The 25,336-nt window shown below is 70.3% G+C and carries 32 protein-coding genes; 16 read left to right on the top strand and 16 right to left on the bottom strand.

Features of this window, described 5'->3' with window-relative positions:
• The first annotated feature begins 31 nt into the window (after positions 1 to 31).
• Positions 32 to 811, top strand: a complete 780-nt coding sequence (locus tag BLT59_RS00690) for a DUF1499 domain-containing protein (RefSeq protein WP_091775708.1) — start codon at positions 32 to 34, stop codon at positions 809 to 811.
• 13 nt (positions 812 to 824) lie between these two features.
• On the opposite strand, the gene BLT59_RS00685 is transcribed toward BLT59_RS00690, so the two are convergent.
• Positions 825 to 1,745 (bottom strand): MBL fold metallo-hydrolase, encoded by a 921-nt coding sequence (locus tag BLT59_RS00685; RefSeq protein WP_091775088.1) that lies wholly within the window; start codon positions 1,743 to 1,745, stop codon positions 825 to 827.
• Between the two features lie 616 nt (positions 1,746 to 2,361).
• Here BLT59_RS00685 and BLT59_RS00680 point away from each other — a divergent pair.
• Positions 2,362 to 2,538 (top strand): DUF1328 domain-containing protein, encoded by a 177-nt coding sequence (locus BLT59_RS00680; protein ID WP_007568853.1) that lies wholly within the window; start codon positions 2,362 to 2,364, stop codon positions 2,536 to 2,538.
• Positions 2,539 to 2,724: 186 nt separating this feature from the next.
• Here the strand turns inward: BLT59_RS00680 and BLT59_RS32230 are convergent, their stop codons facing one another.
• Complete coding sequence (locus BLT59_RS32230; RefSeq protein ID WP_348272278.1) at positions 2,725 to 3,072, bottom strand: NepR family anti-sigma factor; 348 nt, start codon at positions 3,070 to 3,072, stop codon at positions 2,725 to 2,727.
• A 173-nt stretch (positions 3,073 to 3,245) separates the two neighbouring features.
• Here BLT59_RS32230 and BLT59_RS00670 point away from each other — a divergent pair, with 173 nt between their 5' ends.
• A complete protein-coding gene (locus BLT59_RS00670; RefSeq protein WP_091775085.1) occupies positions 3,246 to 4,049 on the top strand; it encodes a response regulator in 804 nt (267 codons plus the stop codon).
• A 970-nt stretch (positions 4,050 to 5,019) separates the two neighbouring features.
• On the opposite strand, the gene BLT59_RS00660 is transcribed toward BLT59_RS00670, so the two are convergent.
• Positions 5,020 to 5,208, bottom strand: coding sequence for a con-10 family general stress protein (locus tag BLT59_RS00660; protein ID WP_010683678.1), 189 nt, complete (start codon positions 5,206 to 5,208; stop codon positions 5,020 to 5,022).
• A 241-nt stretch (positions 5,209 to 5,449) separates the two neighbouring features.
• On the opposite strand from BLT59_RS00660, the gene BLT59_RS00655 reads away from it, so the two are divergent.
• The gene (locus BLT59_RS00655) at positions 5,450 to 5,653 is read left to right on the top strand and encodes a hypothetical protein (RefSeq protein WP_091775079.1); all 204 of its coding nucleotides are present in this window, start codon (positions 5,450 to 5,452) and stop codon (positions 5,651 to 5,653) included.
• 18 nt (positions 5,654 to 5,671) lie between these two features.
• Here the strand turns inward: BLT59_RS00655 and BLT59_RS00650 are convergent, their stop codons facing one another.
• Positions 5,672 to 6,487, bottom strand: a complete 816-nt coding sequence (locus BLT59_RS00650) for a thioredoxin domain-containing protein (protein WP_244513764.1) — start codon at positions 6,485 to 6,487, stop codon at positions 5,672 to 5,674.
• Positions 6,488 to 6,566: 79 nt separating this feature from the next.
• On the opposite strand from BLT59_RS00650, the gene BLT59_RS00645 reads away from it, so the two are divergent.
• Entirely contained in the window at positions 6,567 to 7,010 is a 444-nt protein-coding gene (locus tag BLT59_RS00645) for a cyclic nucleotide-binding domain-containing protein (protein ID WP_012321919.1), read from the top strand.
• On the opposite strand, the gene BLT59_RS00640 is transcribed toward BLT59_RS00645, so the two are convergent.
• Positions 7,011 to 7,451, bottom strand: a complete 441-nt coding sequence (locus BLT59_RS00640) for a VOC family protein (protein WP_091775074.1) — start codon at positions 7,449 to 7,451, stop codon at positions 7,011 to 7,013. It lies immediately after the preceding gene.
• Between the two features lie 171 nt (positions 7,452 to 7,622).
• Here BLT59_RS00640 and BLT59_RS00635 point away from each other — a divergent pair, with 171 nt between their 5' ends.
• A complete protein-coding gene (locus BLT59_RS00635; protein ID WP_091775071.1) occupies positions 7,623 to 8,303 on the top strand; it encodes a L,D-transpeptidase in 681 nt (226 codons plus the stop codon).
• 493 nt (positions 8,304 to 8,796) lie between these two features.
• Positions 8,797 to 9,300 (top strand): thermonuclease family protein, encoded by a 504-nt coding sequence (locus BLT59_RS00625; RefSeq protein ID WP_091775702.1) that lies wholly within the window; start codon positions 8,797 to 8,799, stop codon positions 9,298 to 9,300.
• 13 nt (positions 9,301 to 9,313) lie between these two features.
• Here the strand turns inward: BLT59_RS00625 and BLT59_RS00620 are convergent, their stop codons facing one another.
• Entirely contained in the window at positions 9,314 to 10,432 is a 1,119-nt protein-coding gene (locus tag BLT59_RS00620; RefSeq protein WP_091775068.1) for an AI-2E family transporter, read from the bottom strand.
• 302 nt (positions 10,433 to 10,734) lie between these two features.
• On the opposite strand from BLT59_RS00620, the gene BLT59_RS00615 reads away from it, so the two are divergent.
• From BLT59_RS00615 to BLT59_RS00590, 6 genes are all read left to right on the top strand, one after another.
• Entirely contained in the window at positions 10,735 to 11,043 is a 309-nt protein-coding gene (locus BLT59_RS00615) for an acyl carrier protein (protein ID WP_010683687.1), read from the top strand.
• 22 nt (positions 11,044 to 11,065) lie between these two features.
• Positions 11,066 to 11,545, top strand: a complete 480-nt coding sequence (locus tag BLT59_RS00610) for a 3-hydroxyacyl-ACP dehydratase FabZ family protein (protein ID WP_091775065.1) — start codon at positions 11,066 to 11,068, stop codon at positions 11,543 to 11,545.
• 7 nt (positions 11,546 to 11,552) lie between these two features.
• Positions 11,553 to 12,689 (top strand): beta-ketoacyl-ACP synthase, encoded by a 1,137-nt coding sequence (locus BLT59_RS00605; RefSeq protein WP_091775063.1) that lies wholly within the window; start codon positions 11,553 to 11,555, stop codon positions 12,687 to 12,689.
• Positions 12,690 to 13,060: 371 nt separating this feature from the next.
• A complete protein-coding gene (locus tag BLT59_RS00600) occupies positions 13,061 to 13,270 on the top strand; it encodes a cold-shock protein (protein WP_012321928.1) in 210 nt (69 codons plus the stop codon).
• A gap of 125 nt (positions 13,271 to 13,395) precedes the next feature.
• Entirely contained in the window at positions 13,396 to 13,764 is a 369-nt protein-coding gene (locus BLT59_RS00595) for a DUF6481 family protein (protein ID WP_091775060.1), read from the top strand.
• Positions 13,765 to 13,800: 36 nt separating this feature from the next.
• The gene (locus BLT59_RS00590; RefSeq protein WP_091775057.1) at positions 13,801 to 14,001 is read left to right on the top strand and encodes a hypothetical protein; all 201 of its coding nucleotides are present in this window, start codon (positions 13,801 to 13,803) and stop codon (positions 13,999 to 14,001) included.
• 12 nt (positions 14,002 to 14,013) lie between these two features.
• On the opposite strand, the gene BLT59_RS00585 is transcribed toward BLT59_RS00590, so the two are convergent.
• Positions 14,014 to 14,502, bottom strand: a complete 489-nt coding sequence (locus tag BLT59_RS00585; RefSeq protein ID WP_091775054.1) for a GNAT family N-acetyltransferase — start codon at positions 14,500 to 14,502, stop codon at positions 14,014 to 14,016.
• Positions 14,499 to 15,266: an NAD kinase gene (locus BLT59_RS00580; RefSeq protein ID WP_091775051.1), complete on the bottom strand. Its 768-nt coding sequence runs from the start codon at positions 15,264 to 15,266 to the stop codon at positions 14,499 to 14,501. The genes BLT59_RS00585 and BLT59_RS00580 overlap by 4 nt, the downstream gene beginning before the upstream one ends.
• A gap of 142 nt (positions 15,267 to 15,408) precedes the next feature.
• Here BLT59_RS00580 and cutA point away from each other — a divergent pair, with 142 nt between their 5' ends.
• Positions 15,409 to 15,762, top strand: a complete 354-nt coding sequence (gene cutA / locus BLT59_RS00575) for a divalent-cation tolerance protein CutA (protein WP_091775049.1) — start codon at positions 15,409 to 15,411, stop codon at positions 15,760 to 15,762.
• 185 nt (positions 15,763 to 15,947) lie between these two features.
• On the opposite strand, the gene BLT59_RS00570 is transcribed toward cutA, so the two are convergent.
• The 4 genes from BLT59_RS00570 to BLT59_RS30445 form a co-directional block, all read right to left on the bottom strand.
• Positions 15,948 to 17,084 (bottom strand): glycosyltransferase family 2 protein, encoded by a 1,137-nt coding sequence (locus BLT59_RS00570; protein WP_091775046.1) that lies wholly within the window; start codon positions 17,082 to 17,084, stop codon positions 15,948 to 15,950.
• Positions 17,085 to 17,151: 67 nt separating this feature from the next.
• Positions 17,152 to 17,910 (bottom strand): lysophospholipid acyltransferase family protein, encoded by a 759-nt coding sequence (locus tag BLT59_RS00565; RefSeq protein WP_091775043.1) that lies wholly within the window; start codon positions 17,908 to 17,910, stop codon positions 17,152 to 17,154.
• A gap of 95 nt (positions 17,911 to 18,005) precedes the next feature.
• Complete coding sequence (gene crtI / locus BLT59_RS00560) at positions 18,006 to 19,535, bottom strand: phytoene desaturase family protein (protein ID WP_091775040.1); 1,530 nt, start codon at positions 19,533 to 19,535, stop codon at positions 18,006 to 18,008.
• 72 nt (positions 19,536 to 19,607) lie between these two features.
• A complete protein-coding gene (locus BLT59_RS30445; RefSeq protein ID WP_139173891.1) occupies positions 19,608 to 19,883 on the bottom strand; it encodes a hypothetical protein in 276 nt (91 codons plus the stop codon).
• Between the two features lie 246 nt (positions 19,884 to 20,129).
• Here BLT59_RS30445 and BLT59_RS00550 point away from each other — a divergent pair, with 246 nt between their 5' ends.
• Both BLT59_RS00550 and BLT59_RS00545 read left to right on the top strand, forming a co-directional pair.
• Complete coding sequence (locus tag BLT59_RS00550; RefSeq protein WP_091775035.1) at positions 20,130 to 20,429, top strand: hypothetical protein; 300 nt, start codon at positions 20,130 to 20,132, stop codon at positions 20,427 to 20,429.
• 52 nt (positions 20,430 to 20,481) lie between these two features.
• Complete coding sequence (locus BLT59_RS00545) at positions 20,482 to 20,973, top strand: cache domain-containing protein (protein WP_091775030.1); 492 nt, start codon at positions 20,482 to 20,484, stop codon at positions 20,971 to 20,973.
• A 28-nt stretch (positions 20,974 to 21,001) separates the two neighbouring features.
• On the opposite strand, the gene BLT59_RS00540 is transcribed toward BLT59_RS00545, so the two are convergent.
• From BLT59_RS00540 to crtI (BLT59_RS00525), 4 genes are all read right to left on the bottom strand, one after another.
• Positions 21,002 to 22,210: an ABC transporter permease gene (locus tag BLT59_RS00540; RefSeq protein ID WP_091775027.1), complete on the bottom strand. Its 1,209-nt coding sequence runs from the start codon at positions 22,208 to 22,210 to the stop codon at positions 21,002 to 21,004.
• Positions 22,207 to 23,184, bottom strand: a complete 978-nt coding sequence (locus BLT59_RS00535) for an ABC transporter ATP-binding protein (protein WP_091775699.1) — start codon at positions 23,182 to 23,184, stop codon at positions 22,207 to 22,209. The genes BLT59_RS00540 and BLT59_RS00535 overlap by 4 nt, the downstream gene beginning before the upstream one ends.
• A gap of 4 nt (positions 23,185 to 23,188) precedes the next feature.
• Complete coding sequence (locus BLT59_RS00530) at positions 23,189 to 23,569, bottom strand: DUF2141 domain-containing protein (RefSeq protein ID WP_244513785.1); 381 nt, start codon at positions 23,567 to 23,569, stop codon at positions 23,189 to 23,191.
• A gap of 68 nt (positions 23,570 to 23,637) precedes the next feature.
• Complete coding sequence (crtI, locus tag BLT59_RS00525; RefSeq protein WP_091775024.1) at positions 23,638 to 25,227, bottom strand: phytoene desaturase family protein; 1,590 nt, start codon at positions 25,225 to 25,227, stop codon at positions 23,638 to 23,640.
• Positions 25,228 to 25,336 lie beyond the last annotated feature (109 nt).

The raw sequence follows: 25,336 nt of genomic DNA, 5'->3' as shown, positions 1-25,336 counted from the left end.
AGATCAGGCCTCGAACGCCTTCATGATCCCCATGCGCCGCCTGCTCATCGAGGAACCCGTCACCCGCGCCGGGCCACTGGCCCGGCGGCTTGCCGTGTTCTCCGTCATCGCTACCGGGATCGCCCTGATCCTGGTCCGGGATCCGCGTGCCGATACCGACGCGGCGCTCGCGGCCCTCGTGGCCGGGCTCTGTGTCGCGGTGCTGGCCGCGGCGGCCGCGATCTTCGCCTTCGTGCGGGTCTGGCGCGAGGGGGCCCGCGGTCTCGGTGCCGCCCTCGCCGGGCTGATCCTCGCCCTTGCGGTTCTCGGCTATCCCGCCTTCCTGGGCTTGCGCGGTCTGCGGCTGCCGGCCCTGTCCGACATCACCACCGACATCGACAACCCGCCCGCCTTCTCGCGCTCGCGGGCGGCCTTCGCGGCCCGCGGCGGCCGCTACCCGGCGGATCCTGGACCGGGGATCCGCGAGCGCCAGCGCGGCGCCTATCCGCAGATCGCGCCGCTGACCCTCGATATCGGCGCCGACGAGGCCTTCGAACTCGCCCGGCAGGCGGCCCTGAAGCGGCATTGGCAGATCGTCGAGGCGATCCGGCCGGGCGGCCGGACCGGGAGCGGGCGGATCGAGGCCGTGGCCCGCGGCCTGATCCTCAACCTGCCCGACGACGTCACCGTGCGCATTCGTCCGCGCGCGGACGGGGCGCGGATCGACGTGCGTTCGGCCTCGCGACTCGGTGGCCGCGATTTCGGCAGCAACGCCGACCGGATCCGGGCCTATCTTGACGACGTCGCCAACCTCGCCCTTGCGGTGAAGTGAACCGTCGCGCCCCTCAGGCGGGCGCGTAGCTGCCGTCCAGTCGGGGGGCGCCGTCGCAGGTTGCGAGCCCGCGCCCGACCAAGTCCTCCAGATGAGCGAAGACCGAGAGTGCCGCCGCTCCGCGGAGCCGGGGATCCAGCCCCTGGTAGATCGCCGCGACGATGTCGGCGATCCGCCCGTCTCCGGCGGCCAGCCGCGTACGGATCGCCGCCTCGCGCTGACGCCGGTGCCCGGCAAGCCCGCGGAGGAACCGGGCGGGCTCGTGCACCGGCCCGCCATGGCCCGGCCAGTAGACCGTCTCGTCGCGCCCGCGCAGCTTGTCGAGGGACGCCATGTAGGCCCGCATCGCACCGTCCGGCGGGGCCACGATCGTCGTCGACCACGCCATGACGTGGTCCCCCGAGAACAGCACCTGCGCCTCCGGCAACGCGAAGGCGACATGGTTCATCGTGTGACCAGGGGTCTCCACCGCCACGAGGGTCCAGCCCGGGCCGGCGACGGTGTCGCCCTCCGCCATCGCCCGATCGGGCGCGTGGGCCCGGTCGGCGCTGGCATCGAGCATCGGGGTCTCGGCCTCCGCCAAGGCGCGCGCGGCCCTGTGCGGCCCGCACCCGACGATCGGTGCGCCGGTGCGCGCAGCCAGGAGCCGGGCCCCCGGCGAATGATCGCGATGGGTGTGGGTGACCACGATGGCTTCCACACGCTCCGTACCGAGGTCCTGAAGCAGCGCCTCGATATGCGCCGGATCGTCTGGGCCCGGATCGAGTACCGCGACCCGGCCCCGGCCGACCACGTAGGTGCAGGTGCCGCTCGCCGTAAACGGCCCGCCATTCGGCGCAACCCGGCGCCGGATCAGCGGCGCGACCTCGTCCAGCCGGCCGGCCGGGGGCATCGAAGGATTGAAGGTCAGGCTGTTCTCGTCTGCGTCGGCCATCGCGATCCCGAGCGATCGAAGCGGCCGTTCATTGGACGCTTCGCGGCGGCGTGGCAATCGCTCCGGAGCCTGGGCGGCGCCCCGTCCCATCCGAGCCTACGCGACTGTCCACCTGCGAGAGCGTCGCCACCGTTTGCCGCGGGACGCGTACCCCGGGAGGATGTCTTCGCCCCGGAGGCCCGATGAGCGCGTTGCCCGCGATGCGCGGCGGATTGCCGGGAGAGACGCAGGCTGTCAGGCCTGGCGTCGCGTCTGCCGGGCCCGCACACGGACCGGAACGGGGGCCGGTATCGGCGAAAGACCGAGTACCGCGGCGCGCAGGGCATCGCCGGCCCTGTCGACAACGGCGGCGAGGCGCGCCGCCATCGCGGCGGCCTTCGATCGAACGGCACTCTTGGCAGATTGCAGCATCGCAATTCCCGGATCGAGCCTGGAGACCTCTCTTCGAACGCTAGCGCCCCTGTCTCGTTCCGTCACCCCATGTCGCGGACGGTGCTCGCGCCCCTACATGCCCACAGGACTTCGCATTATGGGCGGAACCGGAGCGAAACCTTGGCGTTTTCGTGTTCAGAACGACGCGGCCCGCCCGCGTTGATACTTTTCAAGGATACGAACCATGCTCGGTTGGGCCGTAACTTTTCTCGTCGTCGCCCTCGTGGCCGCTCTGCTTGGCTTCGGCGGCATTGCCGGCACGGCAATGGAAGCTGCCAAGCTGGTGTTCTTCGTGGCGATCGTTCTGTTCGCGATCTCGGCGGTCGTGGGCCTGATGCGGGGGCGCTCGCCGACCCTCTGAGGGTCCACCGGAGCCGCCGGTCCTGGTCGGGGCCGGCATCCGGGACTTCGAGAAAGCCGCCGCCCCCTGCGGCGGCTTTCCGTTTTGAGCCGATGCGCGGGACCGACCCGGAGGGCCGCTGCCTGGCCGGCGGGATCTCTGCAAGAAGAGCGGCCCCCGCCTACCGAAGCGGCGGATGCATCAGGCTCAGGCTTTCCGGTCGGCGCTGTCGAGCTTCGCGATCAGATCGGCGAAACGGTCCGGCACAGGTTGCTGCGTGACCGTATCGTACATCGCCCGCAACTGTACGGCGATACGATTGCGGGTCTGGTCGCTCAGGCCCGATCGCAACCGGGGGCGATCGCTCGGCATGGGGCTCTGGGAACGGCCCTCGTCGATGGAGCCGTCTTGGGGCTCTGATGTCGGATCCGAGGCAGTCTCGGCCTGCGGGTCGCGCACGCGAAAGCCTGCCTCCTTCCTCTGGTCCGCCATCAATACGCCCCTTGTTGCCGAAGTCGGCTCGGCCGCATTGTGCTGCGGCTCGACATACGCCATGGCTGCGCCGGCAACGCCTGCCCGCCGGGATCGGTTCCGCCGGGGGGTGGAACGGAGTGCGGGCATCCGCGTTGGGCGGTAGGCTGCGCAGGACACAAGCCGGCCCCGGCAGGCCCTCGGTCAAGCACCGTGGCGTTCGCGGCCGGGCAACACGGCGAGGCACAGGGGATCGAATGTCGACATCGCAACTCGTGGTACAGCACCTGCCGTACCTGCGCCGCTACGCGCGTGCGCTCACGGGTAGCCAAGTGGCGGGTGACGCGTACGTCGCCGCTACCCTGGAGACCCTCGTCAACGAGCCGGACACGTTGGGCCGGAGCGCCAACATCAAGGCCGACCTGTTCCGCGTGTTCACGCGGATCTGGAATTCCCTGTCGGTGAACGGGCGCAGCGAGCAGGTCCAGCACGATCTGCCGGCGGAAGTCCGCCTCGGCCAGATCACGCCGCTGCCGCGGCAGGCCTTCCTGCTCTCCTGCCTCGAGGGCTTCTCGGAGGAGGACGCGGCGATCATCCTGGGAGTCGACGTCTCCGAGGTCCGCGATCTCGTGGACGAGGCTGGCCGCGAACTGGCTGCCGACATGGCGACCGAGATCCTCATCATCGAGGACGAGCCGCTGATCGCGATGGATCTCGAGGCGCTGGTCGAGGGGCTCGGCCACAATGTCATCGGTGTCGCCCGTACGCGCAGCGAGGCGGTCAAGATCGCCGGCGAGGGCAAGCGCCCCGGCCTCATCCTCGCCGACATCCAGCTCGCCGACGGCTCCTCCGGCCTCGACGCGGTGAACGATCTCCTCAAGTCCTTCGAGGTGCCGGTGATCTTCATCACCGCCTATCCCGAGCGCTTCCTCACCGGCGAGCGGCCAGAGCCGGCCTTCCTCATCGCCAAGCCGTTCCAGCCCGCGAATGTCTCGGCGGTGATCAGCCAGGCGCTGTTCTTCCAGCAGACGGCGCGTCGTCGGGAAGCCAAGTCCGCCTGACACTGAGTTTGCACGGTCGCTCCGGGGCTCGCCCCGGCCGCACGCAACCCAGAGCGGCGACACTAAAAAAGCCCCGGCGCGAGCCGGGGTTTTTTGTTGCCCGTCCTGGCGCTCCGATCCGGCGAACCGCGCGCAAAAAAACGGGCCGGAGAAGGCTCCAGCCCGTCTGAAAAGGTTCCGGCCGATGCACAAGGGGAATGCGGGGAGGACCAGGTGGCCGGGTTCACAGAGAACGGGTGCCGGACCGGGAGGTTCCAGCAAATGCGCTTTTTCGTCGTTGGTGGCCTTTGCGCAACATCCGGGGGCTGTGGATAGCGTGGGTGCGCCGCCGCACCAACGGCCGAGCTGCGTTCGAATACTCAGGATGCGTCGACGCGAGACAGTCTAGGAACCTGCGATTGCAGGGCGCGTTGTACGAACATCCTGTCAAGCTCTCGCGATGAGGTTGGGGCGATGCTGCGGTCTGGTTTCATTCTGGGCGTCAGTGCTCCTGCCGCTCTTCTCACCGTCCTGGTCCAGCCGGTCGTGCGGGATACAGCCGATCGCTGGACGATGCCGGTGCCCACAGCACAGACCGTCCAGGCCCCACTGCCGGGGATGCGCCCCGTCTCCCTGGCGATCAGCCCGACGCGAATTGCAGGTGTTCAGCGGCTCGACGGTCGGAATGCGCCCGTCGCGGGTGAGGCCCAGGACCCTGAGATGAAGCCGATCCTGCAGCAGCTACCGCGTCGGATGCGCGAGGGCTGCGAGGCGGCGCTGAGTTCTCTGGTCGGCCCCGAGGCGCGTCGGATGACTCCTGGTCGCTGTATCTCCTGATTGCCGATTCTACGGGATCGCACAGCAAAAGGCCCCGTCGTCCCGGCGGGGCCTTTTGCTGTGCGCGACGCCCTGCACGGGCGTAGCCTGTAACGAAAACGGCGCCGGTCCCGGGGGACGCGGCGCCGCTACGCGGTACGGTTCGGTAGAGCCCTCACTCGGCTCGGCCGGTCCCCGTGGATTGACCGCCCTTGCGGCCGGCGGACGAGGCGAGCTCACGATCCTGAGAGAAGGAGCGCTTCTCGGCAGGCACGCTGCGGCCGCCCTTGCTGGCGATCTCGCGCTGCCGCTCCAGATCCATCGAGGCAAAGCCCCGCTTCGAGGTCGAATTTCCGGATGCCATCAGTTCCTCCTCAGGCTTCGCTTCACCCCGCAACAACCTTCAGCAATAACCAAGGTTCCTATCCCGAGACCTGCTCAAGCTTCCGCCAGCTAAGCTTGGCAGCAACCGAGCACTTATGTGCGACGTTGATCGAGATACGACCCTGGTCGATATCCGCGTCCACCCCGGCATGCCCGGAAGCCCGGCACCGTGCTCCGGGCAGACCACGCCACCGTGCGGCATCAGAGAAGGCTTATCGCGTATGACGAACCGCAACATGGTCAAGGATGCTGCCCCGGACCTGGCGGTGCGGCCGAACACACCGCCGCTGCCGCCGATGCCCGCACCCGAGGATTCCGCCACGCCGACCACTCGGGAGGAGCCGACGGATTCGCCCCATCTCAATGCCAGCCTCAAGCGTGAGGCACCGGCTCCCGGGACTCAGGGCCTCTCGACCAAGCGCTGAGCCGGGACAAAGCCGCCGTCAGGCCGGCGGCCTACGCGCGAGGCGGGTCAGGCCGGCGATGAGGAGGGCGATCGCCAGGATGGTGACGATCCCGGCGACCGTCAGGATCCGCTGGATGAGCGGTGTGTAGACGCCGCGCGCGGCATCGTAGCCGTAGCAGAGCAGGGTCAGCCGGTCGGCGAGGTTGCCGACCCGGCCTTCGCCGGCCTCCGTCAGGGCGAGACGGAGATCCCGCCCAGTCAGCGCGAGGGGCGACAGAACCTGGGCCACCCGACCGTCGGCGGCGAGAAGAACGGCCGCGGCCGGATGGGCGAAGCTGTCGGTGCCGGCATCGTAGACCGCCGTATAGCCCAGGGCGCCGCGGAGGCGCGCGAGGGCGGTGTCCGACGCGACCAGTGCCCGGGGCCGGAGCGACGCATCCCGGTCTCCCAGCGTCTCCGCGAGCATGCGGCGCGCAGCCGCGGGATCGTCGCGCGGATCGATGCCGACCAGCACGAGCGCGTAATCCTCGGCCGGAAGGCCTGTCGCGCCCAAGGCTTCGGCCGACATCGACACCATCGGGTCGCAGACATTGCCGCAGGTGTAATCCACCGGCAGCAGCAGGGCAGCCCGGCCACCGAGGGCCTGGCCGAGCGTGGTCGGCTGCCCAGTGCGCGCGTCGGTGACGGCGAGATCCAACGGGACGCGGGCTCCGGGTGGCGGCGCGAGCGCGACACGGGCGAGCTCGGCCTGAACCAAGCGGGCGGTGGCCGGCTCCGGCCCCAGGATGAGGCCCAGCGCCAGTAGGGCGCCGAGACCACACCGGCAGGTTGCGTCAGGTGCGGGGCTGGACAAGTGCCTGACGAACCGCATGGATATGCGGGCCCGTCCGGCCCCGCCGTCCTGGGCGTGAGACCCGTCGCGGAGCCCCCGAATGACCCTCGACACCGAGGTTTCCTCCCTGAAGCAGGTGCCGCTGTTCCGCGAGGTGGAGCCGGCGCGTCTGAAACTCCTGGCCTTCACCAGCGAGCGGGTGCATTTCGAGCCGGGGCAACGGTTCTTCGCCCGCGGCGACGTGGCGGATGCGGCCTACGTGATCCTCTCGGGCACCGCGGAGGTCAGCATCGACGGTCCCGCCGGCCCGGTGCGGCTGGCGTTGCTCGGCCAGGATGCCCTCGTCGGCGAGATGGGCATCCTGGCCGAGCAGCCCCGGTCCGCCACCGTGACGGCGCAATCCGCCGTGACCGCCCTGCGCATCGACCGCGGCGTGTTCCTGGAATTGCTGGCACAGTTTCCACAGATCAGCATCGCCCTGATGCGCGTGCTGGCACTGCGGCTGGAGCAGACCAACCAGGCGCTTGCCGAGAGCCGGGGCTGATCACACAGGGTAAGTGATGAATTCCAGGAGCGAGCCGTCCGGATCCCGGAAGTAGACGCTGATCCCCGTACCCGCGGCGCCGTGCCGCTCCACCGGGCCGAGTTCCACAGGAATTCCGGCCGTCTCGAGATGCGCGATCGCGGTCTCGATCGAGCCCGACCAGCGGAAGCACAGGTCGCTGTTGCCCGGTTCGACGGGTTTCGCCGCCAGAGGCTCCGCCTTGACGCCGGGACCGTGGCAATTGAGCTGGACGCCGCCGAACCGATAGGCGAAGCCCGGATCACGCGCGATGATCTCGGCGCCCACCACGTCCCGGTAGAAAGCGTTGGATCGCTCCCAATCGCTGACGTGGATCACGCAGTGATCGAGATGGATCGCTGGGCTCAGCGGGACATCGGCCACGATCGTCGCATCGGCCGGAAGAGTTTCGGTCTCGGGCATTCTTCACCTCCGCGCCGGCCGCACTAGACCCCTGCTGCGATTCAGAATTAGGGCGCAACCGTGGCCTTGGGAGCGGGCCGCGCGCGGCTGGCTGCGGCGGAAAAGCTACATCGTCACCGGCCACGAGACGGTAGGCATGGCGCGACGACCGTATCCCGCAAGACAGGACCTATGATCGCCACGCTTCCTTCGGCCTGGAGCCGCCTGCGCCGGATCGTTCCCTCGCGGATCCTGCTCGCCGTCGTGGCGATCGCTCCCCTGGCAGCCTGCCAGACCCGTCCGGTGCAGCTCGCACAGGATGACGAGTCGGCCTGGTACATCGGCAGCAAGCCCGACAAGCCCTTCGACATCCCGCTCGTCGATACCCAGCGGCTCGATCCCAAATATCGCCGTCAGCAGGTCAGCTACAACGGCCCTGAGAAGCCCGGCACCATCGTGGTCGACATCGACAAGCGCCAGCTCGTCCTCGTCCAGGCCGACGGGTCGGCGATGCAATACGGCGTCGGTGTCGGCAAGGCCGGCTTCTCTTGGAAGGGTGAGGCGCGGGTCGGTCGCAAGGGCGTCTGGCCGGATTGGAGCCCGACCGTCACGATGGTCTCGCTCCATCCCGACCTGCCGCGGACCCGCAAGGGCGGACTGGACAACCCGCTCGGTGCCAGGGCGCTCTATCTCTACCAGGGCAATCGCGACATCCTGTTCCGCATCCACGGCACCAACGAGCCCTGGAGCATTGGCGAGCAGATGTCCTCGGGCTGCGTCCGGATGCTGAACGAGGATATCGCCGATCTCTACGAGCGTGTGCCCGTCGGTAGCCGCGTCCTCATCAAGCGCAACGGCAAGTACCGGACCTGATCGGCCCGATTGGCGGCCGACGCGCCGGTCAGCCGGCCGGTATTCCCGCGCCGGCCGCGCTGCGCGTCTCGCCGACCAAGCGTACGGCGAGATGGCCGAGAGCCGCACGGTCCAGGGTGGTGTCGCCCGGGCGGCCGCCATGCCGCCGCTCGCCGGAACCATGACGGCTTTCAGGCCCGGGCAGGTCCTGTCGATCGGCCCGTCCGGACCGATCGCGAGGCCGACCCAGACGAGGAGCGCCGCCTACAGGGCCATGCTGGCCAGCAGTGTCTTGAGAAAGGTCATGCGGCATGACGATCGCCCGAGGATGGCCGTTCCGGGGCTGAGCTTCGCGCAGGTCGGAGCGCTTTCGCGACTACCGCGGCAGAGAGTCGGCCTTCGGCAGGCCGTACCGGACCGGCGGCTTGGCAAATTCGCCACATTGGTCGCGTACCGTCGCGGTCTCGGCCAACCCTGAACCAGTCACTTCGCCTCCCTCGTGGACAATTCCGTCATGATCAGACCGATGCTTGCCCTGCTCCTCCTCTGCGGCCCCGCGGCCGCGGCCGGAACGGTCAGCGGCCCGGCGACCGTGATCGACGGCGACACGATCGAGGTGCAGGGCACGCGCATAAACCTCTACGGAATCGACGCCCCCGAGACCGCCCAGAGCTGCGAGACGGCCAAGGGCCTCGAGTATCGCTGCGGCCGCGAGGCCGCGCAGGCGCTGCGCGTGCGGATCGGCAGCGGCATCGTTACCTGCGAGCGACGCGAGGGGGGCGTGGCCGGCCGCGTCACCGGGCTCTGCCATGTCCACGGCGAGGATCTGTCCGCCTGGATGGTTGGGCAGGGTCTTGCGCTGGCCAGCCGCCAAGTGAGCGCGCCCTACAGCCGCCAGGAGGGTCACGCCTGGGCGACCCGCCGCGGCATCTGGGCCGGCACCTTCGAGAAGCCGGCCGATTGGCGCCAGGATCGGCGCCGGGTCGAGGCCGCGGCCGGGGCGAGCGTGGACGACTAGCGGATCCGGCGGCTCAGGCCGTCGCGTCCGGTCCCTCGGTGAACTCCCGCCACAGCAGGACCAGTGCGGCCATCACCGCCGGTCCGACGAACAGCCCGAGGAGCCCGAAGGTCTCGACGCCGCCGAGGATGCCGAGGAGCACCCACAGGAACGGCAGCTTCGTCGTGCCGCCGATCAGCGCCGGGCGGATGAAGTGGTCGGCCACGAAGGTCACGACGAGACCCGCGCCCGCGACAACCAGCGCCGCCGTCACCGAGCCCGCCGCCACCAGCAGAAGCGCCGCGATGGCGATGGCCACGGCGGCCCCGAAGGGGATCATCGCCGCCACCGCCGTGAAGGCGCCAAGCAGCACGGGGTGGGGTACGCCCGCGAAGTGGTAGACGATCCCGAGCAGGAAGCCCTCGCCGAGACCCACCAGCACCAGCCCGTCGACGGTGCCATGCACCGATGCCACCATCTGGCGGGCAACGCGCTCGCCCCGCGGGCCGAACAGCCGGTGGCAGGCGATGAGCGACTGGTTCCGCACCGTCCGCCAGTCGCGGAACAGGAAAAACAGGGCCACGAGGCTGAAGCCGAACAGCACGATCCGGTGGACCACCTCGCGCCCGACATTCTTCGAGGCCCCGAGCACCGAATGGTTCTCGAACCGATGCAGCAGGTCCGAGCCAGCCTGTGCGTGGCCGAGATTGTCGTTCCACCACGTGGTCGCCTGCGCGGCGCCGTAGGGCAGGTGCTGCAGGAATTCCGGCGCGGGAACGCCGTTCGCTTCGGCGCTGCGGACGAACTCGGCCACGTCGTGGGCCTCGCGGGCAGCCTGGATGCCGAGGATCACCAGCGGCACCAAAAAGACCAGCGCCACCGCCGCGGTCATCAGCGTGGGCAGCAGGATGTTGTGCTTGCCCGGCGGGAAACGGTGCTCAAGGCGCGTGTAGACCGGCCACAGTGCAATCGCCAGCACCAACGCCCAGGCCAGAGCCGGCAGGAATTCGTGCAGGATCCAGAGCCCGAGGGCGGAGAGGCTCAGAACCAGCAGGACACGGGCCGCCCCCTGAGAGCGCGCACGCTCCTGCGGCGGCAGGGGTGGCGTCTCGCTCCGCGCCAGCGGCGCGGCGGGCTTGGTGATCGGTGGCATCCGTCTGATCTCCTGAGGACGCGCGATCGCCTCGCCGTCAAGCTAGGGCCGGTGCGTCCGGGGCATAGCGCGTCCGCGCACGCGCTGGCGCACGCCTGTGGACAGGCGCTGAAACGCCGGGGGAAGCGCTGCGGTTGCCGCCCCTGACACCCTCGTGTAGAGGTCGCCGCCATTCGACGGGACCGCGTATGAGGGCCCGACTATGCGTAGGGTGGCCGCGCGGGGCGTATGCGCCGGTCCGCCCGGGCGGCGAGGGGGCTCCCGCACGACCGATCCGGAATTCGAACAGCCCGCGAGAAGACATGTCCGACGAGCCCGCCCACGGCAGCGCCACCTTCGAGCGCGTGGCCGACATCATAGCCGAGACCGCCGACATCCCGCGGGACAAGATCACGCCCGAGAGCCACGCCATCGACGACCTCGGCATCGACAGCCTCGCCTTCCTCGACATCGCCTTCGCGGTGGACAAGGCCTTCGGGATCAAGCTGCCGCTCGAGCGCTGGACCCAGGAGGTCAACGAGGGCAAGGTTCCTGCCGAGGAGTACTTCGTCCTCAAGAACCTGTGCGCGCGCATCGACGGCCTCGTGGCCGAGAAGGCCGCCAAGGTCTGAACGAAGGCCGATCCGAACCGTCATGCGCCTCGAATATTTCGAGATGATCGACTCCGTGCGGCTCCTCGACCGGGCGGCCGGCCGCATCGAGGCGTTCGCCCGGGTGCCCATGGCGAGCCCGGTCTTCGAGGGGCACTTCCCCGGCCATCCCCTGGTGCCCGGCGTCCTTCTCACGGAGACGATGGCGCAGGCCTCCGGATACCTCGTGCTCGCCCATCTCGACTTCGCCCGGATGCCGTTCCTCACCGGGGTCGACAAGGCGCGTTTCCGATCCTTCGTGGGCCCGGGGGCGGACCTCCTCGTCACGGCGCATCTCGAGCATGACGGCTCGGGCTACGCGGTGACCAAGGCGGCGATCAGCCACGCCGGCAAGGCGCTCTGCGACGCGGAGCTGCGCTTCCGCACCATGCCGTTCCCGGACGGCCTCGACGCGCCGATGCGCGAACGGGCGCGGACGATCGGCCTGTTTCCCGATTCGGCGCAGGCCGAACGCGAGCCCTGAGTCTGCCATGAGCCGCCCCGTCGTCGTCACCGGCCTCGGCCTCGTCTCCTGTGCGGGTGAAGGCGTCGACGCCCATCTGATCGCCCTCGCCGGAGCGGAAGCCCCGCGCACGGACAGCGAGGCCTTCGCGCCCTATCCGGTGCACCCGGCGCCGGCGATCGCGTGGGACGGCCAGATCCCCAAGCGCAGCGACCAGCGCCAGATGGAGGCGTGGCAGCGGCTCGGCGTCTACGCGGCCGGCCTCGCCCTCGACGCCGCGGGCGTGAAGGACGATGCCGCCTTCAAGCAGGCGCTCCATCTCGTCGTGGCGGCGGGGGGCGGCGAGCGCGACTATGCGGTGGACGGGGCAATCCTGACCGGCCTGCGTGACGCCGCCGATCCGGGCGCCTACCTGAACGAGCGGCTGCAGAACGACCTTCGCCCGACGCTGTTCCTCGCACAGCTCTCCAACCTGCTCGCCGGCAACATCGCGATCGTTCACGGCGTCACGGGCGCCTCACGCACCTTCATGGGCGAGGAATCCGCCGGCGTCGACGCCCTGCGGATCGCGCAGGCGCGGGTGGCCTCGGGCCAGATCGACGCGATCCTGGTCGGCGGCTCCTACAGCGCCGAGCGGCCGGACGTTCTGGTGATCCACGAGATGGGCGACTACCTCGCCCGCGACGCCTTCCGACCGGTCTTCGCGCGCGGCGACAAAGGCGGCGAGGCGGGCTTCATCCTCGGCAGCTGCGCGGCCTTCCTGATGCTGGAATCCGCCGCGCATGCCGCCGCCCGCGGCGCCCGTGCCCTCGCCCAACTGGAACCGGTGGCGAGCGACCGGACGCGGCGCGCGCCGGGCAGCGTCGCCGTCAGCCTGGAGACCCTCTGGGGACAGGCTGGCCTCTCGGCTCCCGATCACGTCCTGTCCGGGGCCACAGGGGTCGCGCCGATCACCGCGGAAGAGCGAACGGTGCTGACGAAGCTCGCACCGTGCGCGCGCCTGCGCGCCCTCGGGGACGTGATCGGGCACGGGCTCGAAGTGGCGGCACCTTTCGGAGCGGCGCTCGCCGCCGCCCTCGTGGCCGGCGGCGGTGCACGCGAGGTCGCCGTGACCGCGGTCGGTCACCGGCGTGGCGAGGGCGTGCTGCGCCTCGTGCCGGCTTGAGCAAGCCAGCCCAGCGCAGGTGACCCGGCAGCGTTCGTTGACGTTGCGGAAACCACAGATCTCCCATGACCGCGTTGCATCGAAAGCGCCTATCCCGTTGTTCAAACGGCCGTTCTGGCTTCGCTCAATCAAAATGTCCGAAAGGAATTTCCCGCATCGGTGCGGCGGTTGCCGCCAGATCTATTTCCCTGCGCTTGCAAAATCACCGCCGGCGGTCTACTTCTGCCGCATCGGCACGTGTCCGGATATCTTGGACCGTTACGCCTTCGCAGGGCGGTTCTGACTTTCCTATCGCTATCGGTCGATGCCGGCGCCAGCCTCGTTTGAGCGGGTGCCATCTCTCACTATGCCTGCGAAGATCAAGGACTTCCATGAGCACCGGAACCGTGAAGTGGTTCAACGAGACCAAGGGCTACGGCTTCATCCAGCCGGATGACGGCGGCAAGGACGTGTTCGTCCACATTTCGGCCGTCGAGCGCGCCGGCCTGCGTGGCCTGAACGAGGGCCAGAAGGTCTCCTACGAGCTGGAGACCGATCGTCGCAGCGGCAAGCAGTCCGCCGGTCAGCTCCAGACGGCCTGATCGCCGTCCAAAGCGTTCCTTCCGAAGCCGCTCCCCTCGGAGCGGCTTCTTCTGTATCTGCAATCCCGTCCCCGCCTTCCCCTCTATGGGCCACGGCCTGTGCCCCGCCCGATCCAGGAGTGTCTGTGAGCTTTTTGAACAAGCAAGGTGTCGTCGATCGCCTCGAGACCGCTGCCAAGGCGCGGTCCGAGATGCTGGCCCGGTTCCGGGCGCGCCCATCCGCCGATGACCCGGCCGTCCTTGCCCGCCAGTCGGCCCGCCGCGCCGTGGTCGATGCCCGCGAGGCCCGTGCAGCCGAACGCGCCGCCCAGCGTCAGGCCGAGATCGAGCGCGCCGCCGCCCTCGCCGAGGCCGAGCGTCTGGCGGAGATCGAGCGCAAGCACGCCGAGCAGCTGGCGGCCCAGGAGCGCGCCAAGGCCCTGCAGGCCGAGCAGAAGGCCCAGCGCGATGCGCGCTATCTCGCTCGCAAGGCGAAGGCTCAGAAGAAGCGCTGAGCCGCGACGGCAGCAACACCTCTCCAGGAGTGCGGCATGTCCCACAAGTTCAAGATCGGCCAGCGTGTCTGCCGGCCGCAACTCGGGATCCCCGGCGAAACGGGCGAGGTTGAGGTGTTCGAGGTTCTGCGGCTCATGCCGGAGGACCAGACCGGTGAGCCGAGCTACCGGATCCGGACGAAGACCGGCGAGCGGGCGATCCGCGAGGGCGACCTCGTCGCGGTCTCGCAGCCCTGATCCGGGCGCGCCTCAGAGCGTCCGGAACATCACGAGCGCGTCGACCGCTCCGAGTTCCGGGTGCCGAAAGGCGCCGGGCAGCCGGCCGACCACATCGAAGCCGAAGCTCTTCCAGAGCCGGACGGCGCGGACGTTGGTGCTCACCACGAAGTTGAATTGCATCGCGGCGAAGCCGCGCGCCCGAGCCCGATCGAGGGCGTGCGCGCACATGGCGCGGGCGACCCCTCGGCCCAGAGCGGCCTCTCCGGTCATGAACCCGCAATTGGCGACATGGGCCCCCCCGCCCGCCTGATTGGCACGCAGATAGTATGTGCCGAGCACCATCCCCTCGTCCTCCGCCACGAAGGTCTCGCGGTCAGGACCTGTCCAGTAGGCGAGGGCTCCGGCCTGGCTGAGGTCGCGGTCCAGGGCGTAGGTCTCTCCCGCCCGGATGGTCGGCACGATGATGCGGGTGATGGCCGCGTGGTCGGCCACCTGCGCGGGCCTGATGTGCGGGCTCACCCGAATTGCTCCCGCAGGATGCGCTCGTCGAGGCTGTGGCCGGGATCGTGCAGCAGCACGAGTTCGGTGGCGCGGTCGAGGGAGGTCTCCACCGTGCAGACCCGGCGGAACTCGGTGTGGTCGGCCACTGCCGCCACCGGGCGGTGGGGCGCGTCGAGCACGTCGATCCGGATCCGGGCGTAATCCGGCAGGAGCGCGCCGCGCCAGCGCCGCGGGCGGAAGGCCGAGATCGGCGTCAGCGCCAGCAGCTTGGCGTCCAAGGGCAGGATCGGGCCGCCGACCGACAGGTTGTAGGCGGTCGAGCCCGCCGCGGTGGCGACGAGCACGCCGTCGGCGATCAGCAAGTCGAGCCGGACGTTGCCGTCGACGGCGATCTTCAGCTTGGCGGTCTGGTGTGTCTGCCGGAGCAGATAGACCTCGTTGATCGCCCGCGCCCGGTGGGAGCGGCCCTCCGTGTCGAGCACGTCCATCACCAGCGGGTGGATCACACTGCGCTGCGCCGCTTCCAGGTGCTCCAGCAGGTCGTCGTCGCGGAACTCGTTCATCAGGAAGCCGACCGTGCCGCGGTTCATCCCGTAGATCGGTTTCGGATTGTCCATGAAGCGGTGCAGCACCTGCAGCATCAGGCCGTCGCCACCGAGTGCCACGACGACGTCCGCCTCCTCCGGCGGGACGTGATCGTAGCGCCGCATCAGGGCGGCGGCGGCCTCGCGGGCATGGCCGGTCGGGCTCGCCACGAAGGCGATCTTATGGAAGCGCGGCATGGATCAGACGCAGCCGCGCAGGCGCGTCGGGATCGCCTCGAAATTCACGTCACGGCTCCAATCTGACGCGCGAGGCGCCGGGTTGACGTCCAAGCCCGGCATGCGTCCCACTCCGCGAGCACACGCCAACCGGAGGCATAGCATGGAGCGTCCGCTCCTCGTCTACACCACCTTTCCCGACCTCGCCTCGGCGCTCAACATCGGCGAGGCCCTGGTCCGCGAGCGCCTGATCGCCTGCATCAACGTGCTGCCGGGCATGCAATCCGTCTACAGCTGGAAGGGCGCGGTCGAGCGTAGCGTGGAGGTTGCGGCCATCCTCAAGAGCCGCGAGGGCTTGGCGGACGCGCTGGCGGCGGCCCTGAAGGCCCGTCATCCCTACGAGACGCCGATCATCCTGCATCTGCCGGTCGTCGATGCGGATCGCGATACCGCCGCCTGGATCCTGGCAGAAACGCAGCCGGGCGAAGCGACCGGGACAGGGGCTCAGACCGTCTGATGCACGAGCCTGAGCCGCGACATGGCAGTCCGCGCCTCGATGACCGTATCCGGGGCGAAGATCCGGCGGGCACAGACCGCGCCCGCGCCGCCCCGACCCTTTGCCGCTGCATCGCCTGTGGGGCCGAGCGCTGCGCCGCGTGAGGCGGAGGGCCTACTTTGCGCATCCCGCTCGGGCCGCGCGGATCAGCTGCCGCGCACCGGATAGCTGCGCCCCTTCCAGGTCGCCGCGCCGGCGCGTTCGCGACGCAGGAGCACGTTCCACTGGATCGCCAGAGCCACCGCGACCGCCGCCGGATGAAGCGGGATCGTCGCCCAGGGCGCCCGGACCGCCACCGTGACGGCCGTCCGGGTCGCCAGCGACAGGACCAAGGCCAGGGCGGCCGGGACGAGAGCGGCGGCGGGCATCGGCCCGATGAGCCCGGCCAGGACGAGGAGGGGCGGCAGGACCTGGCCGAAGCCGAGCAGGAGAGTCCAGACCGGGAGCGCGCGGGGCGTGGCCATGCCCTCGTGGGCGTTCTTGGAAAAGCCGGCCCAGGCCTGCGCGAAGCCGTCATACATCCGGCAGGTGGCCAGCGCGGCGGCGGCGACGAGATCCGTCCGGTAGCCCGCGGCGCGGAACAGCCGGGGCAGGCGGACACCGTCGTGCAGCGAGGTGCGGATGGCGGTGTGGCCTCCGGTGGCCGCATAGGCTGCGCGCTCGATCAGGATCAGCTGACCGCAGGCCGCGCCGAGCGACGGGTCCGGCAGGCGGCGCATCAGCGGTACCGGCAGGAAGCCGAGGAGGAGGAAGTCGATCATCGGCACGGTCAGCATTTCGCCGAGCGTGTCTGTCCGCTGCCGGGGCACGCCGCTGACGAGGGCCGCGCCGGTGCGCCGGGCCCGGGCCGCGAGGGCGGCGGCGGCTTCGGGTTCGAGGCGCACGTCGGCGTCGATGAACAGCAGGTGGTCGCCGCGCGCGAGCCCGGCCATGTGGCTGCAGGCGTGGTTCTTCCCCGTCCAGCCTTCGGGAAGCGCCGGCACTGAGGCGAGGCGCAGGCGCGGGTCACCGACGGCGCGCACGATCTCCGGGGTCGCGTCGGTGGAGTGATCGTCGCCGACGATCACCTCCACCGGCACCGCCGTGCTGGCGAGCGCCGCCCGCACGGTCGCGTCGATGTTGCCTGCCTCGTTGCGCGCCGGGATCAGGATGGAGACCAGGCCTGTCCCGGCCTCCGGTGCGGGCCGGCGCAGGACCAGGAGGTTCACCGCCGCCAGCAAGGCCGGCAGGAGGGCGGCGATCAGGCACGTCAGCGCCAGGGTCGTGAGGATCGAATCGGTCATCGTCCGCGCCGCGCAGGTTTTGCACCACGACACGGGATCGCACGGGGCCGGGCGCGAGCGGAAGGTCTCACCCGGCGCGATCCTGGCTGCCGGCGGCGCGGTGGGCTGGATCGAAGCGTCGCCCGGTGAGCCGGGCCGCTAGGCGCCGCCACAGATCGTAGAGGCCGCCGACGCCCTTCCGGCCGGAGAGCAGGGTGCGGAAGCGGCCGGGCTCCCGGCTGATCACGTCGGCGCTCAGGCGATCCAGGGTCGCGGTCAGGTCGGATTCCAGACGCGCGAGCCGCTGGTCTCGCGGAAGTGCGGCGAGTTCGGATCCGGCGATCCCGGATCCGAAGGCCGCAAAGGCCCCGGCGCCGCGCTCGTCCCAGAAGGCGTATTCCACGGCGAGCGGGACGAACAGGGCATCGGGGGCGATCTCGGCGAGCCGCGCCACGCCGGCTCTCAGGGCGAGCGGCCGGGCGCGGGCATCGGCGAAGCGGCCCTGCGCGGTGATCCAGAGCATGCCGTCCCGCGCCGCCAGGATCGACCGGGCTGCGGCCAGGAACTGCGCCGCCCCGCGCGGGCTGTCGAGATCGACGCCGAAGGCGCCGATCCGCTCGAAGATCCGGTAGCGCGCCAGCATCGCGGCGTCGAACGGGGCACGGCTCGCGCGGTCCGGATAGAGGCGGCCGGCCAGCACGATGATCAGGGCGGCGTCCCACCACGCCGGATGGTTGCAGTAGACCACGATGGCGCCGGGATGGCTCGTGGTGGGCGGCGTGCTCCAGAGGGGCAGCCGCAGGGCATCGAGGTGGCGGTGCAGGTAGCGCTCGAACCACGCCACCATGAAGGCGCGGATCCGGGGCGAAACCGCAGGCAGGGGGGCGCTGCGCGTGCCTCTCCCGCCCCCCGCGACGGGGGGCGGAAATGGCGGCGACGGCGTCACGCCGAGGCGCGCAGGGCGCCGCGGGCGTCCTGGTCATGCGCGTCGGCGGCGATCCAGCCCGACATCATCACCATCGGCATGCCGGGCCCCGGATGGGCCGCGCCCCCCGCGAGGTAGAGACCGCGCACCTGCCGCGAGCGGTTGCCGGGCTTGAACGCGCCCATCACGCGCCCGTGCGAGGCGAGCCCGTAGATCGCGCCGTTCAGGACCTTGTAGCGCTCGTGGATGTCCTGGGGCGTCAGGTGGCGCTCGACGACGATGCGCTCTTCCAGGTCCGGCATGCCGCCCGTCCGCTTGAGCTTGTCGAGGATCGTCCGGCGGTAGTTCTGGAACAGCGGACCGTCCGGACGCCAATCGTGATGCGGGCGCAGATACGGCGTGTGCACGAGGACGTAGAGCGCCTCGCCCCCCTCCGGCGCGACGCTCGGATCGGTGGAGGAGGGGGCCGCCAGATAGGCGGTCGGGTCCGGAGCCGGTTCGCCCTTGTTGTAGATGTAGTCAAACTCCTCCTCGGGGTCCCGGGAGAAGACGAAATCGTGGTGGTTCAGGTGCTCGTAGCGCCTGTTCAGGCCGAGATAGAGCACGACGCCCGAGCAGGCCGGCTCGGGATTCTTCTTGGCGTAGGCCTTGGCCGCATCGCCGCCGACGAGCTCGCGGTAGGTGCGGACCGAATCCATGTTGGAGATCACCGCGTCGAAGGGCGTGACGCCCTCGGCGGTGCGCACGCCGCGAACCGCGCCATTGGCGGTCTCGATTCCGGTCACCTCGGTGTCGGTCCTGCAGGTGGCGCCGAGTTCCTGGGCGAGCTTCGCCAGCCCCTCGGCCACCGCGCGGGTGCCGCCCATCGGGTACCAGACGCCGTCGGCCGTCTGCATGTGGGCGATGGCGCAGAGCACCGCCGGCGCGCCGTAGGGCGAGGAGCCGACATATTGCACGAAATGGTCGAGCATCTGCGCGAGCCGGGCGTCCTTGACCTTGCCGCGGATCGTCGAGGCCACGGAGGCGTGCATGCGCAGGGACAGAACGTCGCGCAGCGTGCCGGGATTCATGTTGGCGCGAAGGTTGATCGTGTCGAACAGGTCCTCGACCGGCTTCCAGAAGAAGAACTTTTCCGAGACGCCGTGCAGGTGCTCCGAGATCGAGATGAACTTCTTGTAGCCCTCGCCGGTGCCGGGGGCGAAGCGCTCCATGTCGCCGGCCATGCGCGCGACGTCCTGCATCAGGTCGATATGGGTGCCGTCGTCGAAGAAGCAGCGCCATTGCGGGTCGAGGCGACGCAGGTCCATGTAGTCGTGGACCGAGCGGCCCGCCTCCGCGAAGATCCGCTCCAGCACCCGGGGCACGGTCAGGATGGTCGGGCCCATGTCGAAGCGGAAGCCACCCTCGTGGAGCACCGCCGCCTTGCCGCCGAGCCAGCCATTCTTGTCGTAGACCGTCACGCGGTGACCCCGCGCGGCGGCGACACATGCGGCCGCGAGTCCGCCGAGTCCGCTGCCGATGACGGCGACCGTAGAATCCTGGCTCATCCTGCTGGCTGGCTCCCCGGGCCGAAGTCGGCATGGCCCGCAAGGGCGAAGCTAGACCTGGGGCGGGGCGGGTCAACGCGCCACCCGGTCGCGGCACCCGACCGGCGGCGCTCGCCTGTGCATAGATAGGCGCGTCAGCGAGTGGCCGATCTCCCGGCGGCGAAGTCTCCCGCCTCCCGCACCTCTGTCCCAGGTCGTGGCGCCACGCGAGACGGCCCCGCGATCGCTGCCCTGCGGCGCCGGGATCTCGCCGGCTTCGGCCGCCGCGGCCCGCGGGATCTCGGCGAGCCCCGCCTCGACGCGGGCGATGTCGTCGAGGAGCACCACCGCAGCTTCGGATCCGGCCAAGATCTCGCCTCTGGCCGCGATCCGCCGGTCGCGGGCGGCGCGATCGTTGCCGTCGGCGATATGCCGGCGGGATGCCGGGAGCGCGGCCTTCGCGGAGTGTGTCTCGATCGCGGTGCGCCCCGCGTCGCAGGAACGGCGCAGAGGACGGGATCCGAAGAGAGGCCGGGTCACCCAAACGGGTGATGCGCCGCGCCGACGTTCACTCTCCTTTATCAGATTTCGAGGAACAGACATCCGGAGGATAAGATGCCAGATCTTGCCGAGATGGAGCTTTATTGCGCGGAAGCGCGGAATATCCTCTCTCGTGCGGAGGAAATCGTCCGTTCCTTAGGCAGGAAGGGCGCCTGCGAGGGGCACCGCATGATGGCGAGCCAAGGCATCGCTGCGCTGAGGCACCTCGATCGCATCATCGAGCGGCACCGAAACCGTCTGGCGTTCGAGGCCCTGCCGAATGTGGTGGGCCCGCCTCCTCAGAAGCGGAGCTGGCTGGTCTACCTTCGGCAGCGTGGCGGGCAAGTGGGCCATGGCATCGAGGCGCACTCCTAGGCCTCCGTCCGCGGGGACTCTCCTGCTACCCGCTGAGCGATGGGGCGACGGCATGTCGAGAGCCCTGCTGATCTGGGCCGTGCTGCTGGTCATGGGCGCGGTCATCTCGGGTACGGCCCCGGGCACGGCCCAGCGGGCGCCACCGCCGCTCCACCAAGCGGCCGAGATCGAAGCCCTCGTCAACAAGGCGGCCGACATCCTGGAGTCCGAGGGCCCGCGGGCGTTCGATGCGTTCCGGCGCAAGGGGAGTATCTGGCGGTACGGAGACGTCTACCTGTTCGTCGTCGACCTGCGGGGGGTCGTCCTGTTCAACGCCGCCCACCCGAACCGCGAGGGACGCGACCTGCTCCACGAGCGCGACGCCGATGGGAAGACGTTCCACCAGGACTTCATCGATACCGTCACCCTCTTCGGGTCCGGCTGGGTCGACTACATGTTCCCGAAACCCGGCCAGTCGGTTCCGAGCGTGAAGTGGAGCTATGTCTGCGCGACCCGCGTCGCGGGCGCAGAGGCGCTCGTCGGAGCCGGTGTCTACGTGGAATAGCCCCGGTCAAGCCGGGTCGATCTGTGCCCTAGGCCGTCCGCCGAGCTGAGAGGGCGAGGGCGAAGCCAAGGCCGCCCAGCGTCAGCGCCGCCAGCACGCCCAGTGCCGGGGCGGCGGCGGAGAAGCCCTCGCCCAGCGCGCTCTGATACGCCTCGATCGCCCAGGCATTGGGGGTGAGCCAACCGGCCTCCTGCAGCCAGGGCGGCATCAGGAATCGCGGGACCATGGAGCCTCCCACCGCCGAGAGCAGCAGCACCCCGAAGGTCGAGGCGAGGTGGGCCTGCTGGCGGGAGGCTGCGAGCGCGCAGGCCGCGAGCGCGAGGCCCGCGGCCATCGCCGAGACGAGCAGGCAGGCGGCCAGGAAGGCCGGCCAGTGCGGCCCGATCTCGACCCCGTAGAGCAAAGCGGCGGCCAGGAAGATCAGCCCGGCCTGGACGAGCCCCTGCAGCGTCAGGAAGGCGAACTTGCCGAGCACCACCACCGGCAGGCCACCGGGCCCCGCCATCAACCGCTCTGCGAGGCCCGTCTCGCGCTCCTCGACCAGGGACATCGCCCCCTGCATGGCGGCGAAGAGCAGGAACACGGCGGTGATCGCGCCGGCATAGTAGCTCACCCGGGCATTGGCGGTCCCGGCCGCAGTGCTGCGCCGCTCCACCAGGGCGGCGAAGCTGAAAGGCTCCTTCTTGGCCCGCTGCTCCGCGAAGGCCTCGTCGAGGAAGCGGCGCTCGTCGGGTCCGATCTTGCCCGTGCGCTCGACGTCCGCGACGATCCGCGACAGGACCACGTCGGGGAGCGCCTCGTTCAGGACCCGCTGGAGCTGGCCGAGGGCGATCGGCGTCGCCAGCGCCTTGGCGGGGTTCTCGATCAGCACCACAGGCTGAGCGGCGGCGTCGGGTGCGGCGTCTGACGGCGCGGCGATCAGATCGCCGCGCAGGACAAGCGCGACGTCGACCTCGCCCGCACGCACCGCCTGGGCCACGGCGGCGATGTCGGTCACGGGCAGCCGCGTGACGCGCAGCGAGGGATCGGCCGCGAGCGCATCGGCGAGGCGCGTGGTGGCCGCGGTATGGGCCAGATCGGCGAGGCCGAGATGAATGCGGATACGGTCGCCGATCGCCCCGGAGAAGATCGCCGCGAAGATCGAGAAGATCACGGTCGGCAGCACGAAGGCCATCACCAGCGCGGCGCGGTCGCGCAGGAGGGTGAGGAGCATGACGCGGAAGGCGGCGGCGATCATCCGGCCGCTCCCGCCCGGAGCGGGGCGCCCGCGGGATCCGTCAGCTCCCGCGGGCGAAGGGCGTCGAGATAGAGGGTTTCCAGCCGCGGCGCCCGCACCCGGATCTCGGCCACCGGTACGCCCTGGGCGCGCAGGGCGCCGAGCAGGGCTGCGCCGTCGAGCCCGGATCGCTCGATGGACCGCCAGATGAGGCCGCCCGCCTCGGCCGGCACGAAGCCGGCCCGGCGCAGCACGGCCTCGGCCGATCCCGCCGCCGGGACGGCGAGGCTCAGCTCCCGCTCGGGTGCGCCGGTGCGCAGCTGCGCGAGCAGATCGGCGAGTTGCCCGGCGCGCACGACCCGGCCCTGGGCCAGGAACGCAACTCTGGAAGCGAGGCGCTCCGCCTCGGCGAAATCGTGGGTGGCGATCAGGATCGCGGTACCGGCGGCCTTCAGCCGGTCGAGCACCCCGTGGATCGCCGCCCGGGCGGCGAGGTCGACGCCGCTGGTCGGCTCGTCGAGGAGCACCAGCCGGGGCCGGTTCATCAGGCTCGCCGCGATGTTGACCCGCCGTCGGTACCCCCCCGACAGGACGCCGACCGGGCGTCGAGCCACGTCGGCGATGTCGGCCATGGCCAGGGCAGCCTCCACGGCCGCGTTACGGTCACGCCGGACAACTCCCGCGAGCTGCCCGAAGACCCCGAGATTCTCCGAGACGGTCAGGCGCGGGTAGAGGGCGATCTCCTGCGGCACCCACCCGATGGCACGACGGGCTCGTCCCGCGCGGTACGGGTCCGCCCCGGCGACGCGCACCGATCCCGCGGACGGGCACAGCCGCCCCGCCACGAGGCGCATCAGCGAGGACTTGCCGGCTCCGTTCGGCCCGAGCAGCGCCAGGGTCTCGCCGGCTTCGAGGTCGAGATCGACCCGGTCCAGCACCCGCCGTCCGCGGAGGTCGAGGCCGACATCCGCGAGCCGGACGAGGGGTTCCTCCATCGTCTCACCGTTGCGGGAGGGCACGGCCGAGGCGGACCCGCAACGCGGCGCCCGGCTCGCGCAGGGCGAAAGCCGCCGCGGCGAAATCGGGCCGGGCCCGGCGTCCGACCGCGCCCGAGAAGCCGTAGGGCTCCAGCGGAAGGCCGAGGCCCGTGCGGTCGAGGCGTCCGTTGCCGTTGCCATCCTGGTAGGCCGCCACCGCGTAGGTCCCCGGCGGGACGTCCCGGAAGGTGAACAGCGCCCGGTCACCGGTGGCGGGAGCGTCGTCGCCCCGCAGGCACGACGCTTCCGAAAGTCCGCCTTGGCAGAGGGCGACGCGCACGGGCCCGCCGCCGGGCTCGATCCCGTCGATCTCGACCTGGACGGCGGCGGCCGCGGCGGGCAGGGCGGCGGCGCAGAGCCAGGCCGCCAGGGCGGTCGCCGCGCGGCCGTGTTTCCGGTCCGGTGCCCCGCTCACGAGGCCTCGCCGGAGGTTGCCAGCGGAGCGGTATCGGGAATCCCCGCCGTGGCGGCGGCGCGGGCCCCGGCCATCTCCTCGATCAGCAGCCGGGCCGAGATCCGGGCGCCCTCGTAGATCACCGGCAGGCCGGAGCCCGGATGGGTGCCGCCGCCGACGATGTAGAGCCCCGGCCCGAAGCGGTTGTGCGGCCGGAAATACAGCATCTGCATCAGATCGTGGGCGAGGTTGAAGGTGGCGCCCTCGTGGACGGCGAAATCCTCCTCCCACTGGGTCGGATCGATGATCCGTTCGTAGCGGATGCGGGATTCGAGATCGTCGATGCCGAGGAGCTTCAGACGCTCCAGGATCAGCGCCCGGTAGGTCGCGCGCAGCGTCGTCCAGTCGATCCCCGCCTTCAGGTTCGGCACCGGCACCAGCACGTAGAGGGCCGTGTGTCCGGGGGGCGCCATGCCGCCATCCGTGTAGCCCGCGTGCTGCACGTACAGGGAGGGCTGCATCGGCAGCGTGCCCTCGGTGATCTCGCGGATGTTCTTCTCGTAGCCGTCGGCCAGGAGGATCGTGTGGTGCCCGAGGCTGGCGGGCATCTTACCCTCGATGCCGAGATACAGCATGAAGGTCGAGCAGGAGAGCCGGGCCTTCTGGATCTTGGCATCACGCCAGCGCGGCCGGTGCCGCTCCGGAACCAGCGCGCGGACCACCTTGGCGAAGTCGCCGTTGATCATCACCGCGTCGGCGTTGAAGGTCTCGCCGTCCGCCACGACGCCGCTGGCGCGCTTGCCGTCGAACAACACGCGCTCGACGGTGCTGTTGAGCCGGAGGTCGACGCCCATGCGGCCGGCCAGGCCCGCCATCGCCTCGGAGACAGCGCCGCAGCCACCGACCGGATGATAGACCCCGTGCTCGTATTCGAGGAACGACAGGATGGTGAACAGGCTCGGGCAGCGGAACGGCGACATGCCGAGGTATTTGGTCTGGAACGAGAAGGCGAGGCGCACCCGCGGATCGGCAAAGTGGCGCTTGAGGTCGCGGTCGACGCTTCGCCCCGGATGCAGGTAGGGCAGGGCGGCCAGCATCGCCGGGCTCGCCATGCTGCGCAGCGTGTGGAAGGCCTGTTCGAGGACCGGCTTGAAGTAGTTCAGCTTGGTCCGGTTCTCGGCGAAGAAGGCTCTGACGTTCTTGGCGTCGTCCGGCGCGAGACCGGCGACCTCGCGTTCCAGGCGCTCGACATCGCCCGTGGCGCGGATCATTCCTGAGATTCCGTCGGGGCCCTCGAATACCAGATGGTACTGCGGGTCCAGCCGCTCGAGCTTGACGTGGTCCTCCAGCCGCTCCCCGCAACTTGCGAAAATGTCCGCAAGGATCTGTGGATAGAGGAAGAAGGTCGGGCCGATGTCGAACCGGTAACCGCCGGGGGCCTCGACGGTCTTGGTGCGACCGCCGACCTGCGCATCCTTCTCGAAGATGGTGACGTGAATCCCGGCCCGCGCGAGCAGCAGGGCGGCGGCGAGTCCGCCTGGCCCGGCCCCAACCACGGCCACCCGGCGTCCGGTCAGCGCCCGCAACCCATCCCCAGACTGAAGCAACGTCCCCGACTCCTCACAGAATCTCAGCTCCCCAAGCGGCCAAGCTAGCTTGGCATCCGCGCACGGCAATTGCAGCCGTTTGTCGCGCGCAGATCACCGTATACGATCA

The organism is Methylobacterium sp. UNC378MF, from assembly GCF_900103195.1.
GTDB lineage: Bacteria > Pseudomonadota > Alphaproteobacteria > Rhizobiales > Beijerinckiaceae > Methylobacterium.
This window is presented reverse-complemented; position numbering and strand designations above follow the sequence as displayed.

Excerpts from the sequence above, each read along its gene's own strand:
- BLT59_RS00690 (WP_091775708.1), top strand. The coding sequence starts at position 32 with ATGCGCCGCCTGCTCATCGAGGAACCCGTCACCCGCGCCGGGCCACTG.
- BLT59_RS00685 (WP_091775088.1), bottom strand. The coding sequence starts at position 1,745 with ATGGCCGACGCAGACGAGAACAGCCTGACCTTCAATCCTTCGATGCCC.
- BLT59_RS00680 (WP_007568853.1), top strand. The coding sequence starts at position 2,362 with ATGCTCGGTTGGGCCGTAACTTTTCTCGTCGTCGCCCTCGTGGCCGCT.
- BLT59_RS32230 (WP_348272278.1), bottom strand. The coding sequence starts at position 3,072 with ATGGCGTATGTCGAGCCGCAGCACAATGCGGCCGAGCCGACTTCGGCA.
- BLT59_RS00670 (WP_091775085.1), top strand. The coding sequence starts at position 3,246 with ATGTCGACATCGCAACTCGTGGTACAGCACCTGCCGTACCTGCGCCGC.
- BLT59_RS00660 (WP_010683678.1), bottom strand. The coding sequence starts at position 5,208 with ATGGCATCCGGAAATTCGACCTCGAAGCGGGGCTTTGCCTCGATGGAT.
- BLT59_RS00655 (WP_091775079.1), top strand. The coding sequence starts at position 5,450 with ATGACGAACCGCAACATGGTCAAGGATGCTGCCCCGGACCTGGCGGTG.
- BLT59_RS00645 (WP_012321919.1), top strand. The coding sequence starts at position 6,567 with ATGACCCTCGACACCGAGGTTTCCTCCCTGAAGCAGGTGCCGCTGTTC.
- BLT59_RS00640 (WP_091775074.1), bottom strand. The coding sequence starts at position 7,451 with ATGCCCGAGACCGAAACTCTTCCGGCCGATGCGACGATCGTGGCCGAT.
- BLT59_RS00635 (WP_091775071.1), top strand. The coding sequence starts at position 7,623 with ATGATCGCCACGCTTCCTTCGGCCTGGAGCCGCCTGCGCCGGATCGTT.
- BLT59_RS00625 (WP_091775702.1), top strand. The coding sequence starts at position 8,797 with ATGATCAGACCGATGCTTGCCCTGCTCCTCCTCTGCGGCCCCGCGGCC.
- BLT59_RS00620 (WP_091775068.1), bottom strand. The coding sequence starts at position 10,432 with ATGCCACCGATCACCAAGCCCGCCGCGCCGCTGGCGCGGAGCGAGACG.
- BLT59_RS00615 (WP_010683687.1), top strand. The coding sequence starts at position 10,735 with ATGTCCGACGAGCCCGCCCACGGCAGCGCCACCTTCGAGCGCGTGGCC.
- BLT59_RS00610 (WP_091775065.1), top strand. The coding sequence starts at position 11,066 with ATGCGCCTCGAATATTTCGAGATGATCGACTCCGTGCGGCTCCTCGAC.
- BLT59_RS00605 (WP_091775063.1), top strand. The coding sequence starts at position 11,553 with ATGAGCCGCCCCGTCGTCGTCACCGGCCTCGGCCTCGTCTCCTGTGCG.
- BLT59_RS00600 (WP_012321928.1), top strand. The coding sequence starts at position 13,061 with ATGAGCACCGGAACCGTGAAGTGGTTCAACGAGACCAAGGGCTACGGC.
- BLT59_RS00590 (WP_091775057.1), top strand. The coding sequence starts at position 13,801 with ATGTCCCACAAGTTCAAGATCGGCCAGCGTGTCTGCCGGCCGCAACTC.
- BLT59_RS00580 (WP_091775051.1), bottom strand. The coding sequence starts at position 15,266 with ATGCCGCGCTTCCATAAGATCGCCTTCGTGGCGAGCCCGACCGGCCAT.
- cutA (WP_091775049.1), top strand. The coding sequence starts at position 15,409 with ATGGAGCGTCCGCTCCTCGTCTACACCACCTTTCCCGACCTCGCCTCG.
- BLT59_RS00570 (WP_091775046.1), bottom strand. The coding sequence starts at position 17,084 with ATGACCGATTCGATCCTCACGACCCTGGCGCTGACGTGCCTGATCGCC.
- BLT59_RS00565 (WP_091775043.1), bottom strand. The coding sequence starts at position 17,910 with ATGGTGGCGTGGTTCGAGCGCTACCTGCACCGCCACCTCGATGCCCTG.
- crtI (WP_091775040.1), bottom strand. The coding sequence starts at position 19,535 with ATGAGCCAGGATTCTACGGTCGCCGTCATCGGCAGCGGACTCGGCGGA.
- BLT59_RS00550 (WP_091775035.1), top strand. The coding sequence starts at position 20,130 with ATGCCAGATCTTGCCGAGATGGAGCTTTATTGCGCGGAAGCGCGGAAT.
- BLT59_RS00545 (WP_091775030.1), top strand. The coding sequence starts at position 20,482 with ATGTCGAGAGCCCTGCTGATCTGGGCCGTGCTGCTGGTCATGGGCGCG.
- BLT59_RS00540 (WP_091775027.1), bottom strand. The coding sequence starts at position 22,210 with ATGATCGCCGCCGCCTTCCGCGTCATGCTCCTCACCCTCCTGCGCGAC.
- BLT59_RS00535 (WP_091775699.1), bottom strand. The coding sequence starts at position 23,184 with ATGGAGGAACCCCTCGTCCGGCTCGCGGATGTCGGCCTCGACCTCCGC.